We start from the raw sequence: 18,321 nt of genomic DNA on the forward strand, positions 1-18,321 counted from the left end.
CCCCCCGAGGGGGTGTTTCAGCACACGGAGGTCTTGGTCGACCTCGGAGGTGTTACTTGACCTCGACGGAGGCGCCGGCGCCCTTGAGGGACTCGGCGGCCTTCTCGGCGGCGTCCTTGGCGACCTTCTCGAGGACGGGCTTCGGGGCGCCGTCCACCAGGTCCTTGGCCTCCTTCAGGCCGAGCGAGGTCAGCTCACGCACGACCTTGATGACCTGGATCTTCTTGTCGCCGGCGCCGGTGAGGATGACGTCGAACTCGTCCTTCTCCTCCTCGACCGGGGCGGCGGCGGCCGGACCGGCCGGGCCCGCGACGGCAACCGCGGCGGCGGCGGTGACGTCGAACTTCTCCTCGAACGCCTTCACGAACTCGGAGAGCTGGATGAGGGTCATGCCCTCGAACTCGGCGAGCAGTTCGTCCTGGGTGAGAGCCACGATGGCTTTCCTTCCACTAATTCGGCTGGTGCCGTGTGTACATGTCTGGCGGGCGTACGTTCGGCCCGCTACGACCGTTTCCTTCGGCGGGCTGCCTCAGGCGGCGGTCATTTCGCGAGCCGAGTTACTCGGCACCGCCCTGCTCGTCCTGCTTGGCGCGAAGCGCGTCCACGGTGCGGACGAGCTTCGACGGGAGCGCCTGGAAGACCTGAGCAGCCTGCGTCTGCTTGCCCTTCAGGGCGCCCGCCAGCTTGGCGAGCAGAACCTCGCGGGACTCGAGGTCCGCAAGCTTCTTGATCTCGTCGGCGGACAGCACCTTGCCGTCAAGGACACCGCCCTTGATGACGAGGTTCGGGTTGTCCTTGGCGAAGTCACGAAGACCCTTCGCCGACTCCACCGGGTCACCGGTGACGAAGGCGACCGCCGTCGGACCGTTGAACAGGTCGTCGAGCGTCGTGATCCCGGCCTCGTTGGCCGCAATCTTGGTCAGCGTGTTCTTCACCACGGCGTACTGGGCGTTCTCACCGAGCGACCGGCGCAGCGTCTTGAGCTGCGCCACGGTGAGACCCCGGTACTCGGTCAGCACGGCGGCGTTCGAGCTGCGGAACTGCTCCGTCAGCTCGGCTACCGCGGCAGCCTTGTCGGGCCTTGCCATAGAGCGTCGGCCTCCTTCCGGGTGATGAGGACCGCTCGGAAGGGGCTGGGGAAAACGAAACGCCCCGGCGCAGGCGCACGGGGCGTAGCTCGACCGAAATCACATACGCGACGCATGCGGTTCCGGGAGCACTTCCACAGTCACCTGCGCGGGTCGTCCGCCATTCAGCGGATCCTTCGGCCACCGCACGCTCTTACGAGCACACGGCAACGACCAGCGGTCTTTGGCTTCTGTAGGAGAGTACGGGACCCGGGCACCGTCGAGCAAATCGGCCACGGCAGCGCGCCCCGCGGGTGCCGGGGGCACCCGGCCGGGGCCCGGGGAGGAACTGCGCGACCATCCCCCCACCGGCCGTCAGCCGGACAGCCGCACCCCGCCCTTCCCGGGGGCACCCCCGTTGGCTCAGGAGGTCAGCCCGGTCGCGCCCTGCGCCTTGAGCAGGTTCCTGAAGTCCTCGGTGTCACCGGCCGGCGGCACCCGGGCGCTGACCTTGACGCCGTAGTCGCTGTAGTGCGCGGTCTGGGTCATCGTGCCGTTCGCCGTGGCGGCCTTCTCGGTCTTCTTGACCAGCAGGTCCTGACCGTTGACCCAGATGTCGACGGTCTCGGTGGTGACGCCGGCCTGGGTGAGCTGCGTCTTCAGGGCGGCCAGCCGGCCTGCCGTGAGGCCGCTGCTCCGCCCGGCCAGGCCGGCCACGTCCACGGTGCCGGCGTAGTGGGTGGTGGACTGGCCGTCGACCGTCTCCTCGCCGACCTTCCGCACGTCGCCGGAGGCCAGCAGCATCTGCACCGACTTGTCGGGCGTGGTGTTCTGCATCTGGTCCTTGAGCAGGGCTCCCGAGTCGCCGGCGACGGAGGCCAGGTCGCCGTACCCGTACCGGATCCAGTGTCTGCCGCCCGTCTGCGCGGCGAACGTGTCGCTCATCCTCGCGTAGTAGGCGTCGGGCAGGTAGCGGGCCTCCATCGACGTCGTACCGAGCTTGCGCATCAGCTCGGCCGTGCTGCCGCCGGTGCAGGTGATGGTGACGGTGCCGGACATGCCGTGGTCCCAGGCGAGGCTGCCGTCGGTCGTCATGGACAGCAGGGAGCCCATGGTCGTGGTGGAGCGGACCCGGGCGGAGTCGGCGTCGTCGGTGGACTTCTGCGCGGAGCGCAGCTCGGCGATCGGGCTGACCCCGGTCGCGGCGCGGGCGCCGGCCCTGTCCTCCCTGCCGGAACCCCCGGTGCCTCCTGAGCCCCCCGCGGAGCTGCAGGCCGCCACTCCGGTCAGCGCGGCCGCCACCGCGATCGAGACGGCCGTACGACGCGCTCGCCCGCTCTTCATCCCCCCACCCCCGTGAAGTCCCGTATCCAGACGCTAACCCAGGGCACTGACAGCGCGCCGGGAGTCGCCCGAACAGCAGGACGGGCCCCGCAACCGAGAGGTTGCGGGGCCCGTCCTGATGGTGTCGCGTCCCTGACGCGGCTACCGGACCGAGCGCGGGGCTCAGACGGCGGCCGGGTCCTCCTCGGTGAGGAGGTTGCGGGTGCGGTTCGGGTCGACCGGGATGCCGGGGCCCATGGTGGTGCTGACCGCGGCCTTCTTGATGTAGCGACCCTTGGCGGCGGACGGCTTCAGACGGAGGATCTCCTCCAGCGCCGCGCCGTAGTTCTCCACCAGCTTGTCGTCGTCGAAGGACGTCTTGCCGATGATGAAGTGCAGGTTCGAGTGCTTGTCGACGCGGAACTCGATCTTGCCGCCCTTGATGTCGTTGACAGCCTTGGCGGTGTCCGGCGTGACGGTGCCGGTCTTCGGGTTCGGCATCAGACCACGGGGGCCGAGGACGCGGCCGAGGCGGCCGACCTTGCCCATGAGGTCCGGGGTGGCGACGACGGCGTCGAAGTCCAGACGGCCCTTCGCCACCTCGTCGATCAGTTCGTCGGCGCCGACGATGTCGGCGCCCGCGGCACGCGCGGCCTCGGCACGGTCACCGGTCGCGAAGACCAGGACCCGGGCGGTCTTGCCGGTGCCGTGCGGGAGGTTCACGGTGCCACGGACCATCTGGTCGGCCTTGCGCGGGTCGACACCCAGGCGGAAGGCGACCTCGACGGTGCCGTCGAACTTGGTCGTGGAGGTCTCCTTGGCGAGACGGACGGCCTCGAGCGGGGCGTACAGCTTCTCCCGGTCGATCTTCTCGTCCGCAGCGCGGAGAGCCTTGCTGCGCTTGCTCACAACTTGCTCCTGTGTGTTCTGAAGGAGTCGTGGTGTACGGGCCGAGCAGGCCCTACCACGGTGGTTCTACGAAGGTGGGGTTCAGCCCTCGACCGTGATGCCCATGGAACGGGCGGTGCCGGCGATGATCTTCGACGCGGCGTCCAGGTCGTTGGCGTTGAGGTCGGGCAGCTTGGTCTGGGCGATCTCGCGGACCTGCGCCTCGGTGATCTTGGCGACCTTGGTCTTGTGCGGCTCGCCGGAGCCCTTCTCGACACCAGCGGCCTTGAGGATCATCTTCGCGGCCGGCGGGGTCTTGGTGACGAAGGTGAAGGAGCGGTCCTCGTAGACCGTGATCTCCACCGGGATGACCCAACCGCGCTGCGACTCGGTCGCGGCGTTGTAGGCCTTGCAGAACTCCATGATGTTGACGCCGTGCTGGCCGAGCGCGGGACCGACCGGCGGGGCCGGGTTCGCCGCACCGGCGTTGATCTGGAGCTTGATGAGCCCCGTGACCTTCTTCTTCTTGGGAGGCATAGCTCTCCGGGTCCTTTCATTTCGGGTCCTGCCTGCGCGAGGGGACCAACCCGAACGCAGGCATACCGCACAACGATAACGGGTATAGATGCGCGGCCAAAAACCGAGCAGGTCAGGGGCCGGAGAAAGGCACCTGACCTGGCACGGACGTCCACTCGGGCGCCCCGACAGGGGCGCGCGGAACTGCGCGACCGGCCCCCACCGGCCCGCAGCTGAGGTGCGACCTCTAGTTCTTCTGGATCTGGTCGAACGAAAGCTCCACCGGCGTCTCACGCCCGAAGATCTCCACCAGACCCTTGACCTTCTTGGAGTCCGGGTTGATCTCGTTGATCGTCGCCTGCAGCGTGGCGAACGGACCGTCGGTCACCGTCACCGAGTCGCCCACCTCGAAGTCCAGCACCTGGACCTCGACCTTGCGCTGCGGCACCGGCTTGCCCTCGGCCTCCGCCGCCTCGCGCGCCGCCTTCTCCTCGGCCTCCGGCGCGAGCATCTTGACGATCTCGTCCAGGGTCAGGGGGTACGGGTCGTACGCGTTGCCGACGAAGCCGGTGACGCCGGGGGTGTTGCGGACGACGCCCCACGACTCGTTGGTCAGGTCCATGCGGACGAGCACGTAACCGGGCAGCTTGTTCTGCTTGATCGTCTTGCGGTCGCCGTTCTTGATCTGGACGACCTCTTCCTGCGGCACCTCGGCCTGGAAGATGTAGTCCTCGACGTTCAGCGAGACGGCGCGCTGCTCCAGGTTGGTCTTCACGCGGTTCTCGTAGCCGGCGTACGTGTGGATGACGTACCACTCGCCGGGGAGCAGGCGCAGCTCCTCGCGCAGTGCCTGCACGGGGTCGACCGGCTCGGCCGGCGCTTCCTCGAGAGCCTCCTCGACCTCGTCGGTCTCGTCGGCGTCCTCGTCTTCCGCTGTGTCCTCGTCCACGACGTGGATCGCGGCCTCCTCGGCCGGCTCCCCCAGTTCGGCCTCGGCAGCCTCGAACTCGTCCTGCTCGTCCGCGCCCTCGACGATGTCCAACTCGTCATCGACGGCCTCTTCGGGCTCGACGGCGTCGTTCAGGTTCGGGTCAGACACGATGGCTGCTTCTTCCTGGATACATAGGGGTGGAACATGCGAAAACGGGCGCCGGTACCACGGCGCCCTTCGCTCTGTGCTCAGCCGAAGACGTACTTGGCCGCGTGGTTGAGTCCATAGTCAATCACGGTCACCAGAGCAATCATGATGGCGACAAAGAAGATCACCACGGTGGTGTACGACGTCAGCTGGTTACGCGTCGGCCAGACCACCTTGCGGAGCTCCGCAATGATCTGGCGGTAGAAAGTGGCAAGGCGCTTCAGCGGGCCCTTCTTGGCACGCTTGCCGCCCTTGCGGCCCTTCTTCTTGGACTCCTGCACCTCATCGGCATCAGGCGTGTCGATGGAGCCCACGGCGTCCGTCATTCGTCCTCACCTGGTCCCGGGTCATGGCCGTGCCGCGCCCGGTTTCTGGAGCCGCACGGCGGTGCAATGCTTGTACGTACATGCGCACACATCCTGGCGGTGTGTGTAGCAGGGCCGGAGGGACTTGAACCCCCAACCGCCGGTTTTGGAGACCGGTGCTCTACCAATTGAGCTACGACCCTTTGCTGTGTCCCCAACGTACCGCATCCGACCGGGTGCTCGGTGTGCACCTGCTCACGCGCGACCGCTGAAGGCCAACGAGTGGAGAGTGTACGTGGTCCGCGGGCCCGCGTCGAACAGAAAGCGGCAGTCCGGGCCGACCGTACGGAAGATCGTCCTGGCCCGGGGGCGGATCCGCACGCTTGTGCATGGTTCGGTCCGTAGTTGTTCAGTCCGTGAAACCGGCGTGCCGGGCAGGTTTCCGGTCTGAAACGATGGGCCCCATGAGCGCTGCAACCCCTCCCACCGAGCGCCGGGTCTCCGCCCGAGTCGGCGCGATCTCCGAGTCCGCCACCCTCGCCGTGGACGCCAAGGCCAAGGCCCTCAAGGCCGCCGGACGCCCGGTGATCGGCTTCGGCGCCGGTGAGCCCGACTTCCCGACGCCGGACTACATCGTCGAAGCCGCCGTCGAGGCCTGCAAGAACCCGAAGTACCACCGCTACACCCCGGCCGGCGGCCTGCCCGAGCTGAAGGCCGCGATCGCCGCGAAGACGCTGCGCGACTCCGGCTACGAGGTCGACGCCTCCCAGGTCCTCGTCACCAACGGTGGCAAGCAGGCCATCTACGAGGCCTTCGCCGCGATCCTCGACCCGGGCGACGAGGTCATCGTCCCCGCGCCGTACTGGACGACGTACCCGGAGTCCATCCGCCTGGCCGGCGGTGTCCCGGTCGAGGTCGTCGCGGACGAGACCACCGGCTACCGCGTCTCCGTGGAGCAGTTGGAGGCGGCCCGCACCGAGAAGACGAAGGTCGTGCTCTTCGTCTCCCCGTCGAACCCGACCGGCGCGGTCTACAGCGAGGCCGAGACCGAGGCGATCGGCCGCTGGGCCGTCGAGCACGGCCTGTGGGTCCTCACCGACGAGATCTACGAGCACCTGGTCTACGGCGACGCGAAGTTCACCTCGCTGCCGGCGCTCCTGCCCGAGCTGCGCGACAAGTGCATCGTCGTCAACGGCGTGGCGAAGACGTACGCCATGACCGGCTGGCGGGTGGGCTGGCTCATCGGCCCCAAGGACGTCGTCAAGGCGGCCACGAACCTCCAGTCGCACGCCACGTCGAACGTCTCCAATGTGGCGCAGGTCGCCGCCCTGGCCGCCGTCACCGGTGACCTGGAGGCCGTGGCGAAGATGCGCGAGGCGTTCGACCGGCGCCGCCGGACGGTCGTGCGGATGCTCAACGAGATCGACGGCGTGGTCTGCCCCGAGCCCGAGGGCGCCTTCTACGCCTACCCGTCGGTCAAGGCGCTGCTCGGCAAGGAGATCCGCGGGAAGCGCCCGCAGGACTCGGTCGAGCTGGCCGCGCTGATCCTGGAGGAGGCCGAGGTGGCGGTCGTCCCCGGCGAGGCCTTCGGCACGCCGGGCTACCTGCGGCTGTCGTACGCGCTGGGTGACGAGGACCTCGTCGAGGGCGTGAGCCGGATGCAGAAGCTGCTGGCCGAGGCGAAGGACTGACTCCTTCTCGCGCTGCACACGCGCGTGCGGGCCGTCTCCCTGTGGGGAGGCGGCCCGTGCTCGTGTGCGGCCGCGTGCGCGTTGTGTGCGTTCTCGTGTGCGAGCAAGGCCACTAATGGGGAATCGGCTACCGGTACGGCGGGTACGTACGGCAGGATCCTGGAATGGAGCACGTACGTGATGTCTCTGAGCTGCCGAAAGCTCATCTGCATCTGCACTTCACCGGTTCGATGCGGCCGGGAACCGTCCTGGAACTGGCCGACAAGTACGGCGTACGCCTCCCCGAGGTGCTCACCGACGCCCTGACCAGCGGCGAACCACCGAGTCTGCGGGCCACCGACGAGCGGGGCTGGTTCCGCTTCCAGCGGCTGTACGACGCTGCGCGCTCCTGCCTGAGAGAGCCCGAGGACATCCGGCGCCTGGTCCGGGAGGCCGCCGAGGAGGACCTGAGGGACGGTTCGCGCTGGCTGGAGATCCAGGTGGACCCGACGTCGTACGCCCCGCGCCTCGGCGGTCTGATCCCGGCCCTGGAGATCATCCTGGACGCGGTGGAGACGACCTCCCGGGAGACCGGCCTCGGCATGCGCGTCCTGGTGGCCGCGAACCGCATGAAGCACCCTCTGGACGCGCGCACGCTGGCCCGGCTCGCCGTCCGGTACGCGGACCGGGGTGTGGTCGGCTTCGGACTGTCCAACGACGAGCGGCGGGGCATGGCGCGGGACTTCGACCGGGCCTTCCACATCGCGCGCGAGGGCGGTCTGCTGGCGGCCCCGCACGGCGGCGAGCTGACCGGGCCGGCCTCGGTGCGGGACTGCCTGGACGACCTGCACGCCTCCCGGATCGGGCACGGCGTCCGGGCGGCGGAGGACCCGAGGCTGCTCAAGCGCCTGGCGGACCGGGAGATCACCTGCGAGGTGTGCCCGGCCTCCAACGTGGCCCTGGGCGTCTACGAGAAGCCCGAGGACGTCCCGCTGCGCACCCTCTTCGAGGCCGGCGTCCCGATGGCCCTGGGCGCCGACGACCCGCTCCTGTTCGGCTCGCGGCTGGCCGCGCAGTACGACATCGCGCGCGTGCACCACGCCTTCACCGACGCCGAACTGGCGGAACTGGCCCGCCAGTCGGTACGCGGCTCGGCCGCACCGGAGGACGTGAAGACCGGGCTCCTGGCGGACATCGACGCCTGGCTGACCGCCCCGGTGTCCTGATCCCCGGTCACGGGCGGGCGGGCTCCTCGGCGACGGAGAGCCCGCCGAGCAGGGTGCGGGCGACGCGGGCCGCGAACGCGTCCACCGGCGGGCGCTCGCCGGTCTCCGTCGCCTCGTAGGAGAAGACGCGCTGGACACAGGCGCCGAGGAGCAGGGCGGCGGCCGCGGACGTGTCGGCGTCGGGCCGGATCCGGCCGAGGGCCGCCTCGGCGCGCAGGTAGCCGTCCAGGGCCCTCATCGGCACGTGCGGTCCCGCCCCGATGGTGCGCAGTGTGTCGTCGAGCTTCCGCTTGAGCTGCTGCTCGGCGTAGAGGGACGCGGTGATCGGGAAGCTCTCCTCGTAGAAGAGCGCGGCCTGACGGGCGATCCGCGTGAGGTTGTCCTCCAGGCTGCCCCGGCCGGGTTCGACGGTGAGCTCGCCCAGGAGCGGGAGGAGCCGTGGCAGCCGCTCGGTGAGCACGTGCACGAACAGCTCTTCCTTGCTGGGGAAGTACTTGTACAGGGCCGCCTCGGAGCAGTCGGCCGCCCTGGCGATCTCCTTGGTGGTGACGCGGGCGAGCCCGACGGTGCGCATCAGCTCGTGAGCGGCGTCGAGGATGCGGACGCGGGCCGGTTTCTGCTCCATGGCATCCAAGGATCACATGCCCCTTTCGGCGATTCCGACGGACTTCCCGAGAAGTCTTGACGGGTGGGTGAGTGCTTACTCACTCTAGAGATGGCGATGGGTGAGTGAATACTCACCCACCTCGCTCACCATCACTGTGCTGGAACGGGAGCAGTCATGAATCTCACTGTGTTCGGCGCGACCGGCGGAATCGGCCGCGAGATCGTCCGTCAGGCGCTGGCGTCCGGCCACCGGGTCACGGCGGTCGTCCGCGACCCCGCCCGGCTGACCGTGACCGGCACGGGCCTGGAGGTGGTCCGCGCGGACCTCACCGACCCCGAGGTGATCCGCCCGGCGGTGACCGGGCGGAACGCGGTCCTGTCCGGTCTGGGCCCGCGCGGCCGGGGGGACGCCGGCGTCGCCGCCCGGCTGACCCGCACGGTCCTGGCCGCCATGGAGGCGGAGGCCGTACGACGGCTGCTGGTGGTGAGCGCCGCGCCGGTGGGCCCGGAACCGGACGACGGCCTACTGGACCGCACCATGCGCGGTCTGGTGGCCACCGTCCTCAAGCCGGTCTACGACGACCTGCGCGAGATGGAGACCGAACTGTCCCGCAGCGGCACCGACTGGACCTCCGTCCGCCCGCCGCGCCTGCAGGACAAGCCGCTGACCGGTACCTACCGCACGGTGGTGGGCGGCTTCCCGCACAAGGGACGCTTCATCGCACGGGCGGACGTGGCCCACGCGATGCTCGCGATGATCGAGGACGCGGGGACGGTGAAGCAGGGGGTGGGCGTGGCGTACTGAGTCCGGCGGGGCGCTCAGAGGCTGACGCCGACGGTCACCGGCTCGTTGACCAGGGTCACCCCGAAGGCCTCCCGGACCCCGGCGACGACCTCCCGCGCCAGCTCCAGCAGGTCCTCGGTCGTGGCCCCGCCCCGGTTGGTCAGCGCCAGCGTGTGCTTCGTGGAGATCCGGGCCGGGCCGCTGCCGTACCCCTTGGTGAACCCGGCCTTGTCGATCAGCCAGGCCGCCGAGGTCTTGGTACGCCCCTCCCCGGCGGGGTAGGCGGGCGGCTCGGCCCCGTCGCCCAGCCGCTCGCGCACGCGCGCGTGGAAGGCCGCGAACTGCTCGTCCGCGAGGATCGGGTTGGTGAAGAAGGACCCCGCCGACCAGGTGTCGTGGTCCTCGGGATCCAGCACCATGCCCTTGCCGGCGCGCAGCTTGAGCACCGTCTCGCGGGCGTCGGCGAGCGGCACCCGGTCCCCCGGCTCCACCCCGAGCGCCCGCGCGGCCTCCGCGTACCGCACCGGCGCCGACAGCCCGCCCGCGTCGTCCAGCCCGAACCGGACGCGCAGGACGACGTACCGCTCCGGGTCGGCCTTGAAGCGGCTGTGCCGGTACGAGAACGCGCACTCCTCGTTGGCCAGCGTCACCGTCGCGCCCGTCCGCCGGTCGTACGCGACGACCTCGGTGACGGTCGAGGAGACCTCCTGCCCGTACGCCCCCACGTTCTGGATGGGCGTGGCCCCCGCGGAGCCCGGGATGCCGGCGAGGCACTCGATGCCCGCGAGGCCGGCCTCGACGGTGCGGGCGACCGCGTCGGTCCACACCTCGCCTGCCGCCAGCTCCAGCGTCCTGCCGCGCAGTTCGAATCCGGTGGTGGCGATGCGCAGGGCGGTGCCGTCGAAGCCCTTGTCGCCGATGACGAGGTTCGATCCGCCGCCGATGACCAGCAGCGGGGTCCCGCTGTCGTCGGCCGCCCGGACTGCGGCGATCACCTCGGCGTCGGTGGTCGCGGTGACCAGCCGGGTGGCGGGGCCGCCGAGCCGGAAGGTGGTGAGGGGGGCGAGGGGGGCGTCGTGGAGTTCCTGCACGCGCCCAAGACTACGAGACGCCGCCGGCGGTCCGGCCGCCCCGAGCGGCACGCGCGCGTGGGGCGCCGTCCGCACCGAGCGGCACGCGCGCGTGGGGCCCCGTCCGCACCGAGCGGCACGCGCGCGTGGGGCCCCGTCCGCACCGGAAACGGGGCCCCACGCGCGCGTGCCGTCAGCCGTCGTCAGCGGCCTACGGTCTCCAGTGCCGGGGCCGGCTCCCCCTCCGCCACGAGCCGCGCGGCGCGTCGCCTGCCGGGGATGGCCAGCGCGGCGATCCCGGCGAGGGCCACCACGGCCGCGCCGGTGACCAGGGCGGGCTGCAGTCCGTCCACGAAGCTCTGGGCACTCTCGTAGCCGCCCTGGGCGGAGAAGATGGACGACATGACCGCGACGCCGAGTGCGCCGCCCACCTCGCGCAGCGCGTTGTTGGCGCCGGAGGCGATGCCTTGTTCCTGCGGGCGTACGGCGGACATCACCAGGTTGGCGGCCGGGGCGAAGTACAGGGCCATGCCGATGCCGCTGACGATCAGGCCGGGCAGCTGGGCGCCGTAGGAGGCGTCGGCGGTGACGACCGAGGCCAGGTAGCCGAGCCCGGCGGCCTGGAGGAAGAGCCCGGCCGCGACGACCGGGCGGCCGCCTATGCGGTCGGACAGGATGCCGGCGATCGGCGCGACGATCATCGGCATGCCCGTCCAGGGCAGCATCCGCAGGCCCGCCTCGGTGGGCGAGTAGCCGAGCACGCCCTGCATGTACTGGCTGAGCAGGAAGATCGACCCGAACATGCCGAGGAACATCAGCAGGCTGGCCGCGTTGATCCCGGAGAAGGCGCGGGAGCGGAAGAGCCGCATCGGCAGCATGGGGTTCTTGGCGCGGCTGCCGTGGAGGACGAAGCCGACGAGCAGGGCGCCGCCCGCGAAGAGCCCGGTGAGCACGAGCGGGCTGGTCCAGCCGTCGGCGGGGCCGCGCACCAGGCCGTAGACGATCCCGAAGAGGCCGCCGCTGGCGAGCAGGGTGCCGGGGACGTCGAGCGGGGCGCCGGTGCCGTGGGACTCGGCGAGGCGGAGCCGGGCGAGCGGCAGCAGGGCGAGGCCCAGCGGCACGTTCAGCCAGAAGATCCAGTGCCAGGACACGTGTTCGGTGAGGCTGCCGCCGATGAGCGGCCCGGAGGCCACCGCGAGACCGTTGACGGCGCCCCAGATGCCGTAGGCCATCCCGCGCCTGGCCTCGGGCACGGCGGCCGTCAGCAGGGTGAGGGTGAGCGGCATCATGACGGCCGCACCGACGCCCTGCACCGCGCGGGCCGCGATCAGGGAGTCGATACCGGGCGCCATGGCCGCGGCGGCGGAGGCGCCGGTGAAGACGGTGAGCCCGGTGAGGAAGAGCCGGCGCCGGCCGAAGCGGTCGCCGAGGGCGGCACCGAACATCAGCAGGACCGCGAAGGTGAGCGTGTAGGCGCTCACGGTCCATTCGAGGTCGTCCAGGGCTCCGCCGAGGTCCTTGCGGATGGAGGGCAGGGCGGTGGTGACGACGAGGTTGTCGAGGGCCGCCATGAACCCGGCGACGCTGGTGATGACGAGGGCCCATCCGGCGCCCCCACGACGTGCGGTCTCTTGTGACATCGCTCCCCCAGAGCGTGCTCGGCGTTGATTAGTTATCAGTCACTAATTTTCTGGGTCATGAAAAGGCCCGGGCGGGGAACGGTGAACCGTCCCCTCACTCGTCGCCGCACTTCTCCGGCTTCCCCCTGGCCCCGGCATCCTCGTACATCCCCTGCCAGACCCGGTGCTCGGGCGGAAACCCCATGGCGGCATAGGTGTTGATGAGCATCCCTTTGGCCAGGAAGGTCGTGGTGCGGTCGACGTCCGCCCCCGAGAGCAGGTGGACGGTGTCCCACAGCCGCCCCCAGCCGGCCCGCACGAGCTCGCCGAACTCGTGCTCACCCTCCGCCTCGGCGGCCGCGACGGCGATGTACGTCTGCATCTGCATCCGGAGCCGCTCCGGCTGCTCCTGGATGAGCTGGACGTACGCCTCACCCATGGCGTCCAGGGCCTCTTCACCGCGCAGCCCCTCGGCCACCTTCTCGAAGAGCTCGCGCATCTCGTCGACGCAGCGCTGCGAGGCGACGGCGAAGATCGCCTTCTTGCCCGGGAAGAGCCGGAAGAGGTAAGGCTGCGAGACCCCGACCCGCTTGGCGATCGCCTCGGTGGAGGTGCCGTAGTAGCCCCTCTGTGCGAACTCCGCGATCGCCGCACGGATGACGCTCTCGCGCCGCTCCTCGGCACTCATCCTGACCATGCGATGAAGTTAGTGCTCAATCACTAACTAAGTCAAGGATCGGCCGCCGAAGGGCTTCGGCGCCTGCACCCCGGTGACGCGTAAGGGGCGCCCACGATGGCAGAGCGCCCCTTACCGGTCGCGAGGCCGGGCTCAGCCCAGCCGGACGACCGCCCGCGACATGCCCAGCACCTTCTGCCCTGCGCTCGTCGCCGTCAGGTCGACGCGCACGGTGTTGTCGTCGAGCTTGGCCGCGACCTTGCCGCTGACCTCGATCAGGGCGCCCTGATCGTCGTTCGGGACGACGACGGGCTTGGTGAAGCGGACGCCGTAGTCGACGACCGCACCCGGGTCACCGGTCCAGTCGGTGACCACCCGGATCGCCTCGGCCATGGTGAACATGCCGTGGGCGATGACGTCCGGCAGGCCGACCTCCTTGGCGAACTTCTCGTCCCAGTGGATCGGGTTGAAGTCCCCGGAGGCGCCCGCGTACCGCACCAGCGTGGCACGGGTCACGGGGAAGGTCTGCGCCGGCAGTTCGGTGCCGACCTCGACGTCCTCGTACGCGATCTTCGACGTCATCGGATCCTCACGCCCCGCCTTCTTCTTCGTCCGCCGCGCGGGCCACCAGCTTGGTCAGGGCGCTCACCACGAGCTCGCCGGTCTCGTCGTGGACGTCCCCACGGATGTCGATGATGTCGTTGCCCGCGAGGGACTTGACGGCCTCGATGGTCGAGGTCACGGTCAGCCGGTCGCCGGCGCGCACCGGGCGCCGATAGGCGAACTTCTGGTCGCCGTGCACCACCCGGCTGTAGTCCAGGCCGAGCTGCGGGTCCTCGACGACCTGTCCGGCCGCGCGGAATGTGATCGAGAAGACAAAGGTCGGCGGGGCGATCACATCGGAATGGCCGAGCGCCTTGGCGGCCTCCGGGTCCGTGTACACGGGGTTGGTGTCGCCCACCGCCTCGGCGAACTCACGGATCTTCTCCCGGCCCACCTCGTAGGGCTCGGTGGGCGGGTAGGTCCGTCCCACGAAGGACTGGTCGAGCGCCATTGGCCCGGCACCTCCTGATGTCTGCTGTGCTGCCCCACAAACTAGCGGGAAAGGCATCGGCCGAAACGCCGTGAGGCCGCCCCCGAGTCGGGGACGGCCTCACGGACGAGCCTGTTTTTATCGCGTTTCGCGGTGCGCAGTGTGCGCGTTGCAACGCGGGCAGTGCTTCTTCATCTCAAGACGGTCCGGGTTGTTACGCCGGTTCTTCTTGGTGATGTAGTTCCGCTCCTTGCACTCCACGCAGGCCAGCGTGATCTTCGGGCGGACGTCGGTGGCAGCCACGTGAGTGCTCCTAAGACGAACGGATGGACTGATTCAACGCAAGAAAGAGTAGCCGATCGAAGGACCGACCCCGCAATCGGCTACTGTCAGTAGCGGTGACCGGACTTGAACCGGTGACACAGCGATTATGAGCCGCTTGCTCTACCGACTGAGCTACACCGCTTTGATGAGATCAGCTCCCGCCTCGCGACGGGAACCTCCCACACCAGAGCCCCAATACGGAATCGAACCGTAGACCTTCTCCTTACCATGGAGACGCTCTGCCGACTGAGCTATTGGGGCGAGCGATGAAGACATTACACGCTCGGCCGCCGTTCGCCCAAATCCGTTTCCCGCCGCCCTTCCCGGCCCCTTCCGGCCCCCTCCCGCACGGCTCACAACGGCCTCCCGGGCCCCTTCCGTCACCCGCCACGCGCGCGTGGGCAACCGTTCCCCGCAGGTCCGACGGCTCCGGTACGACTATTGCGCTCCTCCCCGCCGCGCGCGGCTCGCCGTCCTAGGCTCGACTCACTCTGCGTGATCTTGAGTCCCATGCCTGGACCGACCCTGATGGAGCGCGATGCCCGACAGCCAGCCGCAGCCGCCCTCGTCGTCGTCCAACCCGCAGGGTTCCTCGGGCCGGCCCGACCCGGCCGCGCTCCTGCTGTGCGGGGCACGACTCACCGACGGCAGGACCGTGGACGTACGGCTGGGCTGCGGGCGCATCGAGGCGGTGGGTACGGCCGGCAGCCTGGCCCCCGGCCCGGCCCGCACGGGCGGCACGCGTGTGGACCTGTCCGGCTACCTCCTCCTCCCCGCCCCCGCCGAACCGCACGCCCACGGCGACAGCGCGCTCTCCGCCGAACACGACGGCCCGGTCTCCTACGAACCCGAGGACGTCCAGCGCCGCGCCACCGAGGCGGCCCTGTTGCAGCTGGGACACGGTGCGACGGCGGTGCGCGCGCACGTGCGCGTGGGCGACGTCCAGGGGCTGGGCGCCCTAGCCGCCGTCCTCCAGGCGCGCCGCTCGCTGCGCGGGCTCGCGGAGCTCACGACGGTCGCGATGCCACGCGTGCTGACCGGGATCGCCGGCGCCGACGGGCTCGCCATACTGCGGGACGCCGCGAAGATGGGCGCGTCCGTCATGGGCGGCTGCCCCGACCTGGACCCCGATCCCACCGGCTACGCGGAGGCGGTCCTGGAGGTCGCCTCCGAACACGGCTGCCCGGTCGACCTGCACACGGACGCCACCGACCCGGCCCGGCTGGCGAGGCTCGCGGCGATGGCGGGCGGCTTGCGCCCCGGCGTGGCCCTCGGACCGTGCGCCGGGCTCGCGCGCCTGCCCGCCGAGGTGGCCGCGCGGGTCGCGGACCAGCTCGCCGCGGCCGGCATCACGGTGGTGTGCCTGCCCCAGGGCGGCTGCGGCGCCGTGGACCGCCGCGGCACGCCTCCGGTACGACTGCTGCGCGCGGCCGGGGTGCGGATCGCCGCCGGCAGCGGCGCCCTGCGCGATCTGTCGAACCCCGTCGGCCGCGCCGACCCCCTGGAGGCGGCGTACCTCCTGGCCTCCCGGCACGGCCTGCGCCCCGAGGACGCCTACGACGCCGTGAGCGCCGCCTCCCGCGCCGCTCTCGGCCTGCCGGAGGTCCGCGTCGAGGCCGGATTCCCCGCCGAACTCCTCGCGGTACGCGGCGACCAGCTGGCCGGTGCGCTCTCGCTCGCCTACAGCCGGATCGTGGTGCACCGGGGGCGCGTGGTGGCACGCACGAGCGCGGTCCGCGAGTACTGCAACTCGGCGGTGGCAGCGGAACTGGGGCTGCCCCGGCAGGGGCGAGGGGCGTTGTCCTGAGGGACGCGCGAACGCGAACGCCCGCGTGCGGACCGGGGCGCGGGAGCGCGCGGCGCGGAGCGCGGGATCCCCGCAGGGCGCCCGTTTCGGACCGGCGCGCCAGGAGGAACCACCCCGGCGCGTGGGGCGCATGAAGTCGTGCGGCGGATGCGGGGCTTCGGGCGTACGGTCTGAAACATGCGCACTGTCATCGCTGGTGGTCATGGTCAGATCGCGTTGCGGCTGGAGCGGCTGCTCTCCGCGCGCGGGGACGAGGTCGCGGGAATCATCCGGAGAGCCGAGCAGGGCGACGACCTGCGGGCGGCCGGTGCCGAACCGGTGCTGCTGGACCTGGAGTCGGCGTCGGTCGAGGACGTCGCGGCGCTGCTGCAGGGGGCGGACGCGGCGGTGTTCGCGGCGGGCGCGGGCCCGGGCAGCGGCACGGCCCGCAAGGAGACGGTGGACAAGGGCGCGGCGGTGTTGTTCGCGGACGCGGCCGTGCGCGCGGGCGTACGCCGTTTCGTGGTCGTCTCCTCGATGGGCGCGGACCCGGCGCACCGGGGCGACGGCGTCTTCGACGTGTACCTGCGGGCCAAGGGCGAGGCCGACGTGTACGTGACCGGGCAGAGCACCCTCGACTGGACGATCCTGCGCCCTGGTTCGCTGACGGACGCGCCGGGCACCGGTCTGGTGCGGCTGGAGGCGCACACCGGCCGGGGTACGGTCACCCGTGACGACGTGGCCGCCGTACTGGCGGAGTTGGTGGACACCTCGGCTACGGCCGGCCTGACCCTGGAGCTGATCAACGGGTCGACGCCGGTCACGGTGGCCGTGAAGTCGGTGGCCGGGAACTGAGTTCTCAGAACAGCGGCAGCTGCCCGGGGAACTCCGGCACGACGTAACCGTCCAACGAGGGTTCCACGGCCGCGATCCGGGCCTGCTGCCGCGACCCGGAGCAGGAGACGAGTTCCCCGGCCTCACGGGCCCCGGGCGGGTCGTGCCGTGCGAAACGGCCCGCCACGACGGCGATTTCACGGCGGCACACCGGGCAGGTTCTGCGTCGGGAGGACATGTGTTCAGTGTGCCCCGAGGTGGGACACCCCCGGCGGACCGCGGCCCGGCCACCTCACCGGCCAAGCGCCGTCATGATCTTCGTCATGCCCCGCGTCCACGCCCCGCGCCCGCATGGTCCGGCCCGCGCGCAAGGCATGCGGCCGAGCGCACGACAATGGGCCCGTGACCTGCTTGATCGCAGGTCACGGGCCCATCGTTCCCGTGTGGCGGCGCCAGGATTCGAACCTGGGAAGGCTGAGCCGGCAGATTTACAGCGGGCCGACTCCACTCAGTCTGATCAGGCCGTTCCCTCTCTGTGGAGCCGTCTGGGGGACGCATGGGGGAAAGGCGCCCTTGTGCCTACAGGGGAACCCCGACCAGGAGCGCCCCGTCCGGGGCGCCCTTCACGCTTGTTCACCCGCTTCAGCGGCTCCCCGGAGAGTCTTCAGAAGCGCACCAAGAGCCGCGTCTGCCTTCCGCAGCTCTTCTTCGGTTCGATCACCTGGCTTGTTGCTGTAGGCGATATAGGCGCCGGGTTCAGTGATGTGCCTTGCGCGCAAGGTGAAACTGAGGATCGGCTGCCACGTCTGGTGGCGTCTCAGCGCACGATCAAGGACGGTTCGATGCCCCAGACGCCCCTCAATAACGGCCTTGTAGTCCCGTGCTTCTGGCACGAAGCCCGGGAATGGTGCCCCAAACTCCAAAAAGACCTGATCAGCCGTCCGCCCGCTGACAGCGAATGGCGCTGGCAGGCGCACACCATCTTCCGACTCTGGTCTGAGGCGATCCCGCGTACTCGTCCAAGGCAGGGGCAGCACCGATCGTTGCTCCTCCGGGAACGACAAGCGAAGGTCGATCACCACGATGGGCTTGGCACCGGTGTTGTAGAGAACAAGGGGGAATCGGAGCCGGGCTAGCTGCGGCGTGACCGCAGCAGCGAACGAGTGTGGCTCCCAGCTCCGCAGCTTTCCCTGCCGAGCATTGAGCCACCAGAAGGTAGTTACGGTGAAGATCAAGGCGCAGGCCGCCACGACGGCAGCCGCGGGAAGCGAACCTGCGCTCTGTTGCCCCGCAGGACATGTCTGACCAACCATCCGGCGAGTGTGGCAGCGCATGGCGGCAGCGTGTACCCAGGAGTCGCCGAGCCCGCCGCCGCCCGCTCTTCAGGCCGTGTCCCGACAGGGCGGAACTGATCAGATCCATGGCATAGGCGGCTGACCGGACACCATGCGGCATC

21 protein-coding genes and 3 tRNA genes are annotated in these 18,321 nt (G+C 70.3%); 5 read left to right on the forward strand and 19 right to left on the reverse strand.

Features of this window, described 5'->3' with window-relative positions:
- Positions 1–52: 52 nt before the first annotated feature.
- The 8 genes from rplL to BLW82_RS17475 all read right to left on the reverse strand — a co-directional run bounded on the left by rplL (position 53) and on the right by BLW82_RS17475 (position 5,440).
- Complete coding sequence (rplL, locus tag BLW82_RS17440; protein WP_093499670.1) at positions 53–436, reverse strand: 50S ribosomal protein L7/L12; 384 nt, start codon at positions 434–436, stop codon at positions 53–55.
- 121 nt (positions 437–557) lie between these two features.
- Positions 558–1,088 (reverse strand): 50S ribosomal protein L10, encoded by a 531-nt coding sequence (gene rplJ / locus BLW82_RS17445; RefSeq protein ID WP_093499671.1) that lies wholly within the window; start codon positions 1,086–1,088, stop codon positions 558–560.
- A 402-nt stretch (positions 1,089–1,490) separates the two neighbouring features.
- Positions 1,491–2,411, reverse strand: a complete 921-nt coding sequence (locus BLW82_RS17450) for an SCO4651 family lipoprotein (protein WP_093499672.1) — start codon at positions 2,409–2,411, stop codon at positions 1,491–1,493.
- A 162-nt stretch (positions 2,412–2,573) separates the two neighbouring features.
- Complete coding sequence (gene rplA / locus BLW82_RS17455; RefSeq protein ID WP_093499673.1) at positions 2,574–3,299, reverse strand: 50S ribosomal protein L1; 726 nt, start codon at positions 3,297–3,299, stop codon at positions 2,574–2,576.
- Positions 3,300–3,380: 81 nt separating this feature from the next.
- The gene (gene rplK / locus BLW82_RS17460) at positions 3,381–3,815 is read right to left on the reverse strand and encodes a 50S ribosomal protein L11 (RefSeq protein ID WP_037858373.1); all 435 of its coding nucleotides are present in this window, start codon (positions 3,813–3,815) and stop codon (positions 3,381–3,383) included.
- A gap of 226 nt (positions 3,816–4,041) precedes the next feature.
- Entirely contained in the window at positions 4,042–4,893 is an 852-nt protein-coding gene (nusG, locus tag BLW82_RS17465) for a transcription termination/antitermination protein NusG (protein WP_093499674.1), read from the reverse strand.
- 80 nt (positions 4,894–4,973) lie between these two features.
- Positions 4,974–5,258 (reverse strand): preprotein translocase subunit SecE, encoded by a 285-nt coding sequence (gene secE, locus BLW82_RS17470; RefSeq protein ID WP_093499675.1) that lies wholly within the window; start codon positions 5,256–5,258, stop codon positions 4,974–4,976.
- A gap of 109 nt (positions 5,259–5,367) precedes the next feature.
- Positions 5,368–5,440, reverse strand: a tRNA-Trp gene (locus BLW82_RS17475).
- Between the two features lie 261 nt (positions 5,441–5,701).
- On the opposite strand from BLW82_RS17475, the gene BLW82_RS17480 reads away from it, so the two are divergent.
- Complete coding sequence (locus tag BLW82_RS17480; RefSeq protein ID WP_093499676.1) at positions 5,702–6,928, forward strand: pyridoxal phosphate-dependent aminotransferase; 1,227 nt, start codon at positions 5,702–5,704, stop codon at positions 6,926–6,928.
- Between the two features lie 164 nt (positions 6,929–7,092).
- Complete coding sequence (locus BLW82_RS17485) at positions 7,093–8,133, forward strand: adenosine deaminase (RefSeq protein ID WP_093499677.1); 1,041 nt, start codon at positions 7,093–7,095, stop codon at positions 8,131–8,133.
- 7 nt (positions 8,134–8,140) lie between these two features.
- Here the strand turns inward: BLW82_RS17485 and BLW82_RS17490 are convergent, their stop codons facing one another.
- Positions 8,141–8,758 (reverse strand): TetR/AcrR family transcriptional regulator, encoded by a 618-nt coding sequence (locus tag BLW82_RS17490; protein WP_093499678.1) that lies wholly within the window; start codon positions 8,756–8,758, stop codon positions 8,141–8,143.
- 156 nt (positions 8,759–8,914) lie between these two features.
- Between BLW82_RS17490 and BLW82_RS17495 the strand changes: the two genes are divergently transcribed.
- Positions 8,915–9,544 carry an NAD(P)-dependent oxidoreductase gene (locus BLW82_RS17495; RefSeq protein WP_093499679.1) on the forward strand — a complete coding sequence of 210 codons (630 nt, stop codon included), beginning with the start codon at positions 8,915–8,917 and terminating at the stop codon, positions 9,542–9,544.
- A 14-nt stretch (positions 9,545–9,558) separates the two neighbouring features.
- Here the strand turns inward: BLW82_RS17495 and BLW82_RS17500 are convergent, their stop codons facing one another.
- From BLW82_RS17500 to BLW82_RS17535, 8 genes are all read right to left on the reverse strand, one after another.
- Positions 9,559–10,614 carry a UDP-N-acetylmuramate dehydrogenase gene (locus BLW82_RS17500; RefSeq protein WP_093499680.1) on the reverse strand — a complete coding sequence of 352 codons (1,056 nt, stop codon included), beginning with the start codon at positions 10,612–10,614 and terminating at the stop codon, positions 9,559–9,561.
- A 182-nt stretch (positions 10,615–10,796) separates the two neighbouring features.
- Positions 10,797–12,233, reverse strand: coding sequence for a DHA2 family efflux MFS transporter permease subunit (locus BLW82_RS17505; RefSeq protein WP_093499681.1), 1,437 nt, complete (start codon positions 12,231–12,233; stop codon positions 10,797–10,799).
- A gap of 94 nt (positions 12,234–12,327) precedes the next feature.
- Positions 12,328–12,909, reverse strand: a complete 582-nt coding sequence (locus tag BLW82_RS17510) for a TetR/AcrR family transcriptional regulator (protein ID WP_093499682.1) — start codon at positions 12,907–12,909, stop codon at positions 12,328–12,330.
- A gap of 132 nt (positions 12,910–13,041) precedes the next feature.
- On the reverse strand, positions 13,042–13,470 hold the full coding sequence (locus tag BLW82_RS17515; protein WP_093499683.1) for a MaoC family dehydratase: 429 nt from the start codon (positions 13,468–13,470) through the stop codon (positions 13,042–13,044).
- Between the two features lie 7 nt (positions 13,471–13,477).
- Complete coding sequence (locus BLW82_RS17520) at positions 13,478–13,942, reverse strand: MaoC family dehydratase N-terminal domain-containing protein (RefSeq protein ID WP_093499684.1); 465 nt, start codon at positions 13,940–13,942, stop codon at positions 13,478–13,480.
- Between the two features lie 117 nt (positions 13,943–14,059).
- On the reverse strand, positions 14,060–14,224 hold the full coding sequence (gene rpmG, locus BLW82_RS17525; protein ID WP_003948671.1) for a 50S ribosomal protein L33: 165 nt from the start codon (positions 14,222–14,224) through the stop codon (positions 14,060–14,062).
- Between the two features lie 90 nt (positions 14,225–14,314).
- Positions 14,315–14,387: transfer RNA gene (locus BLW82_RS17530), tRNA-Met, on the reverse strand.
- 46 nt (positions 14,388–14,433) lie between these two features.
- Positions 14,434–14,506, reverse strand: a tRNA-Thr gene (locus BLW82_RS17535).
- Between the two features lie 277 nt (positions 14,507–14,783).
- Here BLW82_RS17535 and BLW82_RS17540 point away from each other — a divergent pair.
- On the forward strand, positions 14,784–16,052 hold the full coding sequence (locus BLW82_RS17540; protein ID WP_093499685.1) for an amidohydrolase family protein: 1,269 nt from the start codon (positions 14,784–14,786) through the stop codon (positions 16,050–16,052).
- A gap of 177 nt (positions 16,053–16,229) precedes the next feature.
- Positions 16,230–16,886, forward strand: a complete 657-nt coding sequence (locus BLW82_RS17545; protein ID WP_093499686.1) for an SDR family oxidoreductase — start codon at positions 16,230–16,232, stop codon at positions 16,884–16,886.
- A 4-nt stretch (positions 16,887–16,890) separates the two neighbouring features.
- Here BLW82_RS17545 and BLW82_RS17550 read toward each other — a convergent pair whose 3' ends face one another.
- Both BLW82_RS17550 and BLW82_RS43915 read right to left on the reverse strand, forming a co-directional pair.
- A complete protein-coding gene (locus BLW82_RS17550) occupies positions 16,891–17,103 on the reverse strand; it encodes a hypothetical protein (protein ID WP_093499687.1) in 213 nt (70 codons plus the stop codon).
- 385 nt (positions 17,104–17,488) lie between these two features.
- A complete protein-coding gene (locus tag BLW82_RS43915) occupies positions 17,489–18,178 on the reverse strand; it encodes a hypothetical protein (RefSeq protein ID WP_143063676.1) in 690 nt (229 codons plus the stop codon).
- Between the last annotated feature and the right edge of the window lie 143 nt (positions 18,179–18,321).

The organism is Streptomyces sp. Ag109_O5-10 (genome assembly GCF_900105755.1).
Classification (GTDB): Bacteria; Actinomycetota; Actinomycetes; order Streptomycetales; family Streptomycetaceae; genus Streptomyces.

Bases quoted from the DNA above. Each gene is read 5' to 3' on its own strand.
- rplJ (WP_093499671.1), bottom strand. From the start codon at position 1,088: ATGGCAAGGCCCGACAAGGCTGCCGCGGTAGCCGAGCTGACGGAGCAG.
- BLW82_RS17450 (WP_093499672.1), bottom strand. From the start codon at position 2,411: ATGAAGAGCGGGCGAGCGCGTCGTACGGCCGTCTCGATCGCGGTGGCG.
- rplK (WP_037858373.1), bottom strand. From the start codon at position 3,815: ATGCCTCCCAAGAAGAAGAAGGTCACGGGGCTCATCAAGCTCCAGATC.
- secE (WP_093499675.1), bottom strand. From the start codon at position 5,258: ATGACGGACGCCGTGGGCTCCATCGACACGCCTGATGCCGATGAGGTG.
- BLW82_RS17480 (WP_093499676.1), top strand. From the start codon at position 5,702: ATGAGCGCTGCAACCCCTCCCACCGAGCGCCGGGTCTCCGCCCGAGTC.
- BLW82_RS17485 (WP_093499677.1), top strand. From the start codon at position 7,093: ATGGAGCACGTACGTGATGTCTCTGAGCTGCCGAAAGCTCATCTGCAT.
- BLW82_RS17490 (WP_093499678.1), bottom strand. From the start codon at position 8,758: ATGGAGCAGAAACCGGCCCGCGTCCGCATCCTCGACGCCGCTCACGAG.
- BLW82_RS17495 (WP_093499679.1), top strand. From the start codon at position 8,915: ATGAATCTCACTGTGTTCGGCGCGACCGGCGGAATCGGCCGCGAGATC.
- BLW82_RS17505 (WP_093499681.1), bottom strand. From the start codon at position 12,233: ATGTCACAAGAGACCGCACGTCGTGGGGGCGCCGGATGGGCCCTCGTC.
- BLW82_RS17510 (WP_093499682.1), bottom strand. From the start codon at position 12,909: ATGGTCAGGATGAGTGCCGAGGAGCGGCGCGAGAGCGTCATCCGTGCG.
- BLW82_RS17515 (WP_093499683.1), bottom strand. From the start codon at position 13,470: ATGACGTCGAAGATCGCGTACGAGGACGTCGAGGTCGGCACCGAACTG.
- BLW82_RS17520 (WP_093499684.1), bottom strand. From the start codon at position 13,942: ATGGCGCTCGACCAGTCCTTCGTGGGACGGACCTACCCGCCCACCGAG.
- BLW82_RS17540 (WP_093499685.1), top strand. From the start codon at position 14,784: ATGCCCGACAGCCAGCCGCAGCCGCCCTCGTCGTCGTCCAACCCGCAG.
- BLW82_RS17545 (WP_093499686.1), top strand. From the start codon at position 16,230: ATGCGCACTGTCATCGCTGGTGGTCATGGTCAGATCGCGTTGCGGCTG.
- BLW82_RS17550 (WP_093499687.1), bottom strand. From the start codon at position 17,103: ATGTCCTCCCGACGCAGAACCTGCCCGGTGTGCCGCCGTGAAATCGCC.
- BLW82_RS43915 (WP_143063676.1), bottom strand. From the start codon at position 18,178: ATGGTTGGTCAGACATGTCCTGCGGGGCAACAGAGCGCAGGTTCGCTT.